Origin of the sequence: Anaerococcus sp. HMSC075B03 (genome assembly GCF_001815585.1) — a bacterium.
Lineage (GTDB): Bacteria > Bacillota > Clostridia > Tissierellales > Peptoniphilaceae > Anaerococcus > Anaerococcus vaginalis.
Genome location: NZ_KV821195.1, coordinates 101,132 through 107,661, shown reverse-complemented (window position 1 = coordinate 107,661; position 6,530 = coordinate 101,132). Strand labels below are relative to the sequence as shown.

General features: G+C 27.4%; 7 protein-coding genes and 2 pseudogenes. All 9 read right to left on the bottom strand.

Features of this window, described 5'->3' with window-relative positions; translation table 11 throughout:
* Nucleotides 1-46: 46 nt before the first annotated feature.
* Nucleotides 47-337, bottom strand: a complete 291-nt coding sequence (locus HMPREF3045_RS06630; RefSeq protein WP_070738126.1) for a DUF3847 domain-containing protein — start codon at nt 335-337, stop codon at nt 47-49.
* A gap of 168 nt (nt 338-505) precedes the next feature.
* The gene (locus HMPREF3045_RS06625; protein WP_070738123.1) at nt 506-1,156 is read right to left on the bottom strand and encodes an ATP-binding cassette domain-containing protein; all 651 of its coding nucleotides are present in this window, start codon (nt 1,154-1,156) and stop codon (nt 506-508) included.
* A gap of 2 nt (nt 1,157-1,158) precedes the next feature.
* The gene (locus HMPREF3045_RS06620; RefSeq protein ID WP_070738120.1) at nt 1,159-3,114 is read right to left on the bottom strand and encodes a hypothetical protein; all 1,956 of its coding nucleotides are present in this window, start codon (nt 3,112-3,114) and stop codon (nt 1,159-1,161) included.
* A gap of 111 nt (nt 3,115-3,225) precedes the next feature.
* Complete coding sequence (locus HMPREF3045_RS06615) at nt 3,226-3,444, bottom strand: helix-turn-helix domain-containing protein (RefSeq protein ID WP_001207345.1); 219 nt, start codon at nt 3,442-3,444, stop codon at nt 3,226-3,228.
* Between the two features lie 123 nt (nt 3,445-3,567).
* Nucleotides 3,568-3,720 (bottom strand): annotated as a pseudogene (locus HMPREF3045_RS06610) (Maff2 family mobile element protein); the annotation flags it as partial.
* A gap of 1 nt (nt 3,721) precedes the next feature.
* Nucleotides 3,722-4,033: a single stranded DNA-binding domain-containing protein gene (locus HMPREF3045_RS06605; protein WP_002839977.1), complete on the bottom strand. Its 312-nt coding sequence runs from the start codon at nt 4,031-4,033 to the stop codon at nt 3,722-3,724.
* Nucleotides 4,034-4,228: 195 nt separating this feature from the next.
* Nucleotides 4,229-5,698: a PIN-like domain-containing protein gene (locus HMPREF3045_RS06600; RefSeq protein WP_001105422.1), complete on the bottom strand. Its 1,470-nt coding sequence runs from the start codon at nt 5,696-5,698 to the stop codon at nt 4,229-4,231.
* 17 nt (nt 5,699-5,715) lie between these two features.
* A complete protein-coding gene (locus HMPREF3045_RS06595) occupies nt 5,716-6,252 on the bottom strand; it encodes a ClbS/DfsB family four-helix bundle protein (protein WP_001258251.1) in 537 nt (178 codons plus the stop codon).
* A 61-nt stretch (nt 6,253-6,313) separates the two neighbouring features.
* Nucleotides 6,314-6,530 (bottom strand): annotated as a pseudogene (locus HMPREF3045_RS06590) (type IV secretory system conjugative DNA transfer family protein); the annotation flags it as partial.

Genomic DNA, 6,530 nt, shown 5'->3' with positions numbered 1-6,530 from the left:
TTGCGCCCTTAGAAAATCTAAGGGAGATTTAATTATTATATTTTCCCTAATTTTCTCTTATTATTTTTAGTGTTTCTTTAAATTCTTTTGTCTTTGTTGCTTCTTCAAGTAGGATTTTTATTTCTTCATCTGTTAGTTCTTCTGCATTTTTTATAAGGCTTTCTAAGATTGCTCCTCTTTTTATTAGCCTATGAGTTCTTCCTTTTCTTCTTTTTACTATGTCTTGTTTTAATATCTTTTGTTCTTGATTTTTTAGTTGTCTTAATCTCTCTTCTGTATGGTCAATTTTATCTTTTATTTCTTTTGACTCTTGTCTTATTTGTTCTAATTTTTTCATATATAACTCCTTTCTTGTATTAAAAAAGAGATAACATTTCTGCTATCCCTTTCAAAGTTTCACTATTAAAATCTTATGTCTTTTGAAATATCATCTATGTTTCTATAATGATTTTCTATTTATTATTCTTTCTCCATCTTTTTCAAATTCTGAAAATTCATCTTCTAACTATCTAAAATTTTCTACATTTATAACTCTGGAAAAGTAATTGCACAAATTCATGTTGTGAGTTACCATGATTATAGTAATTCCCTTTTCATTCAATTCTTTCAGAAGTTTCATCACTATCATTTCGTTCTCTTTATCAAGTCCAGAAGTTGGTTCATCAGCTAATATAATCTGGCTTCCTTGCAAAATTAATTTAATAATTGCAATTCGCTGCTGCTCTCCACCGCTTAGCTGATATACTTTTTTGTTAAGCATATCACTCAACTCAAATTGCTTCAAATACTCATTGATTACTTTCAGCTTTTCTTTCTTTTTCATTTTTTTATATTCAAGAGCTAATTTTAAATTCCATAATACGCTTTCATCTTCTATTAGTCCATAATTTTGAAACAGATATCCTATAGTATGTCTCCTCAAAATCATAGCATTTTTGCTGTTTACGGACAAATTTTGATGACCATCAATAGTGATTGTTCCCTCAGATATATCAGTAATCAATCCAATTATATTTAAAAGTGTCGTTTTACCTGCACCACTTTTGCCTACAAGTCCTACAAACTCGCCCTTTTCTATTTCTAAAGATAAATTTTCAAATAGAACCTGATTTTTTCCATATTCTTTTTTGATATTCTTCAATGTAATCAATGACATACTTATGCCCCCTTTTCAATCTCGTATAAAGAGTTTAAGATATAAACTCTATAAAGCAATTCGCAGAATATATAGTCAATAAGTATAATCGCAAAAAGACAAGCAAAATAATAATTTATAACAGTTAATACGCCCGATATAATTAGTTCGATACCCCAAAAAATATAACGATTTTTCAGTGTTCTAAAATGAGAAAATCCTAAAATCTCTTTTGCTGCATATCTCTTTCGATTTACAACAATGTCTACATAGTTTGAAATATACAAAATAAACAGTAAAGAAACTATAAAGACAATCGTAAACATAGTGAGCGTTTTAAGAACAAATTTTACATTTTCAAGTTGCATTAAATAAGGTGTAAGTAATGTTCCGGCTGTAACTAATTTCTCGAAATTATATTCTGCTAACAGAGAAGAAAATTCTTCTCTTGACTCCATTTGAAAAAATAGACATCTTCTATTTAAGGAATCCAAATAGTAAAGCCCTCCAAAATCGCCCGTATCAACAATGATAATTGGGTCAGTCATGTCTGAAAAACCATTTTCTGTATTAACTTTTACCGTAGAATCATCATCTATATAGACAACATTAAATTTATCAATAGATTTTTCTTCTCCTGGTATTTTATAAAATTGATCGTAGTTCATCAATCGGAAATATTCTTGCTTAATATATTCTTTAATAGAATTTTCATCGCTCTTATATTTATGAGGAACTAATACTGTTGGCTCATTAAATATATCCTCTCCCAATGGTTTTCCATTGAGTTGGACATTTGAGAATTCACTCAGATAATTTCTATTTGCTATAACAAGCTGTTGTTCATAATAGGGGCGTGATGTCTGTAAAGCACTGCCCTTACTAAAATCACAAAGTAACGAATGGTTATCGTTGTACATTTCTAATGTTTGTTCAGAATAACTTTCTAATATGTCTTTGTTTGCTAACGCATAATCATATTCTGATGAATTAAAACCATTAGCGGTATAATATCCATCCAGATACTTATAATCTAAAACAGCTTTTTGGCTTTGTTTAAATGAGTTTCCTTGATTTAACAATGAAATAATAGTAATCGTGATTATTACTGAAAAAACTATTTTTACAGCCTGAACTATAATGTTTATGCCGCTATTTAAAGTCTTATTTTTTATCATTGCTTCCAAAGAAACAAATTTAATTAAAATACTTGTAATTAAAACACAAATTATATTTATAGCTAAAATAATAGTAAAGAAAAGTAAACTTGTTGCCAAATAAGAAAATTCAAATCGGTTTGTTAATGCGTAATACAAATTTAGCAAGCAAATTAATACTGAGCATATTACAACAAAATATTTTATTATACTAGTAATTTGCTCCTTTAAAATATGCACAGTAGAAAAGCCCATGCTTTTTTTAATACCTATTTTTTTCAAACTATAAGATGTGTAAATACAGTATATTATTTGAAGCACAATATACAAGATTACAAAATTAAAAAGATTTAATTTTAACACCATTCTATACGGAATAGCTTCATTTTGAAAATCGCTTATTGCAACAGATAGTTGAGACTCTATCTCTTTTATTTCATCGGCTCGTAAGTCCGTATAGAATACACCAACACTATCTAAGAAATCTTCCTTTTTCAATTCATGATATTGAAGCAAAATAGACTTAGATATAGGTTGCTTTTGTACAAACTCATTTAATGGATAGCAATATAAATCATAAATGGATTTATCTGTAGAAGTGAGCGTATTGTTAATAAGTTCTAATTTGTTTTGAGAATATTCTTCTGTAAATATTGTATAAAATTTGTTGAGAATTTCTGGAGACGTTTCTTCTAAAACATACCCCTTCAAATTCTCGGAAGAAATGTTATTCTTTTCGTAAATGTTGTAAATAGAAGTATTAAAAATATATGCGAAGAGTATTATTTCAAGAAAAATAAAAATCTTTAAAAATTTTTTCATAACCTACGCCCTTTCTCTATCAAACTTGATACCATAAAGTTTATTTTGTTTTATATCTTCTGCTTCTTTTGCATAATCCCTAACTTGATCTTCTGTCCTTAAACTCATTTTCTATTCCTCGTCACTAAAATTATCTTCAAAACTAATAATATCGTTAGGAGTGCAAGATAGAGCCTTACATATTCTTTCTAAATTCTTAAATGTAATTGGTTTATCCTTTCCCATTTGTGCCATAACATTTGTTGTAAGTCCTGCCATGGCTATTACATCTGTTTTTTTTAGTCCTTTTTTTGCTAACTGTATCCATAATGGTTTATAGTTAAGTGCCATAATATCCCTCTTTTTCTGTTCATTAGATTTATTTAATTATAGCATAAATATTGATTTCATTCAATCTTACATTGATTTAGTGATTTGTTTTAGAGAATTTGTTGTGTTATTCCGTCCTTATTTTGCCATAAATTGCTTAATACCTTGAGATTTAGCACCAGGGTTATCATTACCATAACCTTCCATTAAGTTAATAACTCCCCATGCTCCTAAACCTGCACCAATTGCAGTTACAAGTGTCTTTAAAACTCCAACTCCAGCTGTAAAAAATTCCATATTATTCCTCCTCGTTTTCTTTCTTATTTTCTATTTTATTTAGTGATTTAACTATAAAATTCTTGTAGACCTTATCTCCTTTTTTGTTTTCTTTGAAATATCCAAAGACATGGATTAGATCTCCTTTATCTAATTCTTTTGCACGTTCGCTTTTTTCTCCGTAGACTGAACAATTTATATATTCTTTTCCTTTACCATATTTTTTAATGAGAGTAAAATTTGCTACATCTACTTTTTCTCCATCTCTTTCAAATTCTGATAATTCCACTTCTTTAACTAAATTTGCATTAATATTTATCATTTCTCTATCCATTAATTTCTTCTCCTTAATCTATAAATTTCAATTAAAAAAGCGACTGGATCTATTTATTTCCAATCGCTATACATTATTCCTTATTAAATTGTTCTAAGTAGGAGCTCTTATCCTTAACATCTTAACCTCCTAATTTTGAGTATAAAAAAAGCAGTAAACTTTATAATTACTGCTTTAATAAAATATCCTATATTATTAATCATTAAATGAACAATCTCGACAAATACCACCTACATCTTCTCGCCTATCCTTAAATCCCTTTCCACATTTAGAGCAAATAAATGCATAATCATTATTGTAATTCTCCTCTTCTAAATAAGAGTCATCGTAGTCTTCTTCATTTTTGTTTATAGAATCTTGATCTATCTGAATTTCAATTATTTCAATATCTGTATATTCTTTATCATTATTAATATAAAAAGAATCTTCTTCGATATCATCTTTATTAATTAATCTTGTGACATTAACTATGACACTTCCACTAAATTCTTGTTCTATTGGTGGTGATTGTATGACTTCTTTTGTATCATCATCACGTCCCCAATAATCAAAGGATACACAACTTAAATTTATTAAATATTCTAGCTCATAAGTTATACTAACAATCTCGTCTGTAAACTCTTCATAAGTATCTAATATCTCATTGAATTCACAATTATTTATATCTAATTCTTCAATACCCTCACTTCCAATAACATACGATTCTAGATAATAATAGTTGTTATTATAAATACTGTCAACTATATCATTAGAAATATCTTGTTTTACTCTTTCTACATATGACACATCTTTTCTATTTAAATCTACATAAACATTAAAATCATATCTATCATATACTTTTGAAGCGAAATTCTGAAACATTCCTGTTGTTAAAAATTCAATATTTACATTTGGATTTTTTTCTTTAAATTCACTTAATAATTTATCGTGAACTACTAAATTATCTTGACTATCCTTACTCCACCAGTCTTCTTTTATATCATTCGTAATAAAAATAATATCTTTTACTGATTTTTCAACTGGTAAATCTAATATCTCTTTCCAAACAAATAAATCTCCAAATTTTTCAACTCCATCTTTATTAATGTCCTCATATCCAGGCGGAATTTTATATTTATACCTAAGTTCACCCTCTCTAATAATTTTTAATTGTTCACTAAACCTTATCCTATTACCTATCCTATTATTTTTTTCTAAATATGAAATAAGATTATCTATATCTTTAATTATTTCAGGAGAATCTGTTGTTATTTCATCATATTCAATACCAACACTATTTTTATAAGATTTGATTATTTGTTTTAATTCAACTAACTTGTTATTTAAATCATTCTCCAAATTTTTTCTTCCAAAATAATTATATTTAGATGATTTAATCAAGACACTCTCTAAATTTTTTTGACTCCTTTCAATTACTCTTAGTAAATCTTTTTCAAAATTTTGATACTTTTTTTTCAATTGTCCGAATACGCTATATTTATTTTTATTAAATTCTTTATACACTTGATTCGGAATCCATATTAAATCCTTACACTCCTTGAAAATTTCTAATATGTTTTTGCTACTGTATAATGAATATCGAGCTAAGTCAAGTATTACATTTGTATCTAATACTATTATAGAGGTTTTTCTATTTATTATTTTTTTAAATTTTTCATAATTCAATTAAAGCACCAACCTTATTATTTAATTACATTCACAAAATTATTAAGTTTTTTCCATTTTCTAATCTTAGTCCTAAATGTTCCAAATGGTGCTACTGTATTTACATGGATAAATTTATATACTTCCCAAGTTGCAGTTTTTGTTGCTTCATCTGCCCATTTTCTCATATGTGGTTTAAATAATTCTTCCTCTGTAAGATTATCTATCAAAGAGTAAATATCTTCTATATTCTGTGATAGTTGTTCTTTTAATTCCTTTAACGATTTATGAGCATAGGTATCTGTAAACCATTGATACAATTCTCCAAGTTGATTCCACTTAAATTTGTCAGATGGCGTTTTAACCTCAATTCCCTTTTTTTCATCTTCTTCCCATTTCAAAACTAAAGTTGTCCAACCTACTTGATAGGCAAGATTTTCAGCTGGTGTCCTATCAACTTGATCTACTCTTTTATCTTTTAATTCTTCTGGGATATTATCAAACTCTGAAATATATTTTCCAAAAGTTTTCTTTATCTCATTTTTTAATTCTTCCTTACTTTCATAAGACCTCATATGCCTACCTCCATGGTTTATATAGATATTATACCAAAAATATTTTTATCCTAGGCTTAATTCATAATCTTGTAATCAAACTGTTCCTGTTTATTTTTATTTTATCTCTATTTGTTAAATACTCTTCCACATCAAACAAGTTTTTCTTATCATAATCTTCCAACAACTTGTAATTCTTATGCTTTGTAATATCGAATTTATCAGATAGAAAAGGTCTTACTCCTCTTAACTGATAAATACACTTACCGCCATCCATTACAGTTATTTCATCTTGACTC